Raw genomic sequence first — 2996 nt, 5'->3', positions numbered from 1 at the left:
CTGGTCTGCGCGCTGCTGGCCGGTGGCGCGCTGGGCATGGCCGGCGTGCTGATGCAGCAGGTGCTGCGCAATCCACTGGCCGCGCCCACTACCCTCGGCGTCGCCAGTGGCGCGAGCCTGGCGATGATGCTGGCGACGCTGTTCGCCCCGGCACTGATGGCCGGCACGGGTCTTGGAGGAGACGGCTTCCAGCTGGGCCGTGAATGGGTCGCGCTTGCCGGTGGCCTGGCCGCCATGGGGCTGGTGTTCGCGCTGGCCTGGGCGCGAGGCATGTCGCCGACCGTGGTGGTGCTGGCGGGGCTGGTGGTCAATCTCTACATCGGCGCACTGGGCATGGTGCTGTTGCTGTTCAATCAGGAAGCCCTGCACGGCACCCTGGTATGGGGCGCAGGCTCGCTGGCCCAGAACAGCTGGGATGGCGTGATCACGCTGCTCACCCGCCTGCTGCCGGGCATGTTGCTGGCGCTGGTGCTGATGCGTCCGCTGGCGGTGCTGGACCTCGACGAGGCCAATGCCAGAAGCCTGGGCGTCTCGCTGCGCAAGCTGCGCCTGATGAGTCTGGGACTGGCGGTATTTCTGAGCGCCTGCGTGGTCAGCGTGCTGGGCATCATCGGCTTCATCGGTCTGGCCGCGCCAGCCTGCGTGCGCCTGATGGGCGCGCGCCGCCTGGGCCAGCGCCTGCTGTGGGCGCCATTGTTCGGGGCGTTGCTGCTGGCGGTGACGGACCAGGTGGTCGCCAGTCTCGATGGCCTGCTGCCCAACCTGATCCCGACCGGCGCGATGACGGCGGCCCTCGGCGCGCCGCTGCTGCTGTGGCTGATTCCGCGCCTCAAGATGGCGCAGGGGGCTGGCCCCGCCAGCCATCACGGCATGTCACTGACGCATCGCCATCCCCGCCCCGACCGCCTGCTCGGCTGGTTGCTGGCCGGGGTCTGCGTGGCCCTGATGCTGGCCCTGCTGGTCGGCAATGGCGCCGATGGCTGGACCCTGGGCAGTGACATGCTCCAACAGCTGATGGCCGGCCAGGCCAGCGTGCTGGACTTCCGCCTGCCACGGGTACTGGCGGCGGCAGGCGCCGGCGTACTGCTGGCCCTGGCCGGTACCCTGTTGCAGCGTCTGACCAGCAACCCGATGGCCAGCCCCGAGATTCTCGGCATCAGCGGCGGCACCGCCATCGCCCTGATGCTGACGCTGCTGCTGGTCCCGTCGCCGGGGCAGCTGACCCTGCTGGGCGCAGGCATCTGCGGGGCGCTGGCCTGTCTGGCGCTGCTGGTGGTGCTCAATCATCGCAGTGGCTTCATTCCCGAACGCGTGCTGCTGTGCGGGGTGGCGATCACGGCGCTCTACGATGCGGTGCGCGGCATCATCCTTGCCGATGGCGACCCGCGCGGTCAGCAGATTCTGGCCTGGCTGTCCGGCTCCACCTATTACGTGGGTCTCTCCGCGGCGGTCGGCGTGCTCGCGCTGGCGATCATCGCGGTCCTGCTGGTGCGTCCGCTGGCGCGCTGGCTGGATATCCTGCCACTGGGCATGGCGAGCGCCAGTGCGCTGGGCATCGGCGTGACCCGCGCCCGCCTGGTGCTGCTGGGCGCGGTGGCTGTGCTGACCGCGCTGGCGACCCTGATCGTCGGCCCGCTGTCCTTCGTCGGCCTGCTGGCCCCGCATCTGGCACGCCTGCTGGGGCTGAGCCGCGCCCGCGAGCACATGCTCGGCGCGGTACTGTGCGGCGCGCTGTTGATGGTGCTGGCCGACTGGCTGGGCCGCCAGCTGCTGTCGCCCTACGAGATCCCCGCCGGCCTGATGGCCTCGCTGATCGGCGGCAGCTACTTCCTGTGGAGCCTGCGCAGAAGCTGACGCGCATACGCACACGCACAAACGACGAAGCCCGCCACCGAAAGGTCGCGGGCTTCGTCGTTTGTGGAGTCTGTGAGGTTCATGAACAGAGTGAGCTGGCGGACACAGTCCGGGCTCAGTTGCCGAACACCACCGTGCGCTTGTCATGCAGGAAGACGCGACGCTCGAGGTGATAACGCACGCCGCGCGACAGGGTCAGGCACTCGATATCACGGCCCTTGGCGATCAGGTCTTCGGGATAGTGGGCGTGATCCACCGTCTCGACGCCCTGGGTGATGATCGGCCCTTCATCGAGATCATCATTGATGTAGTGCGCGGTGGCACCGACCAGCTTGACGCCCTTCTCGTAGGCCTGGTGATAGGGGCGTGCGCCCTTGAAGCCCGGCAGCAGCGAGTGGTGGATGTTGATCGCACGCCCCGAGAGCTTCTCGCACATGTCGCTCGACAGCACCTGCATGTAGCGCGCCAGAATCACCAGCTCAGCCCCGGTGTCCTGCACGATCTGCCATACCCTGGCTTCCTGCTCGGCCTTGGTCTCGGCGGTGATCGGCAGGTGGTGATACGGCAGGCCATGCCACTCGGCCAGCGGTGCCATGTCCGGATGGTTGGAGATGACGGCGGTGATGTCCATCGGCAGCTGGCCGATGCGATGCCGGTAGAGCAGGTCGTTCAGGCAGTGGTCCGAGCGCGAGACCATGATGACCACCTTCATGCGCTCATCCGGCGCACTCAGGCTGACGTCCATCTCGAAGTCGGCGGCACGCGTGCCCAGGCCCTGCTCGAAACTCGCGGCATCGAAGCCGTCATCGAGGGCACCGGCCTCGGTCTGCGGACGAAATTCGGCCCGGATGAAGAAGCGCCCCGACAGGCGGTCATCGAAGGAATTGAGCTCGGTGATATAGCAGCCCTGCTCGCGCAGGTAGCGTGTCACGACGTCCACCGTGCCGATGCGGCTGGGACATTGGGCGGTCAGAATCCAGGTATCACGCATACGTAGGTGCCTGTCATGTAAGGATTATCTATTGTTGGAAGCAGCAACGTCAGGGTTGCATCCGAGGCCCTGCGCGACAAACCAATATTATTGAGGCGGGCTTCAGTATTTCTGAAGCCCGCCTCCTGGCCCGGGCAAGGCCCCTGGCAGT

At 67.3% G+C, this 2996-nt stretch carries 2 protein-coding genes; one reads left to right on the top strand and one right to left on the bottom strand.

Annotation, left to right across the window (positions count from 1 at the left end):
* On the top strand, positions 1–1854 hold a 1854-nt coding region (fhuB, locus tag AC4FAH_RS14210; protein ID WP_490246274.1), incomplete at its 5' end, for a Fe(3+)-hydroxamate ABC transporter permease FhuB.
* Positions 1855–1969: 115 nt separating this feature from the next.
* Here fhuB and purU read toward each other — a convergent pair.
* A complete protein-coding gene (gene purU / locus AC4FAH_RS14205) occupies positions 1970–2845 on the bottom strand; it encodes a formyltetrahydrofolate deformylase (protein WP_107335546.1) in 876 nt (291 codons plus the stop codon).
* Positions 2846–2996 lie beyond the last annotated feature (151 nt).

This window comes from Cobetia sp., from assembly GCF_983723665.1.
The sequence above is the reverse complement of the archived record's forward strand: the minus strand, read 5'-3'. Positions and strand labels throughout refer to the sequence as shown.

Coding starts and splice junctions, on each gene's coding strand:
- purU (WP_107335546.1), bottom strand. CDS start 2,845: ATGCGTGATACCTGGATTCTGACCGCCCAATGTCCCAGCCGCATCGGC.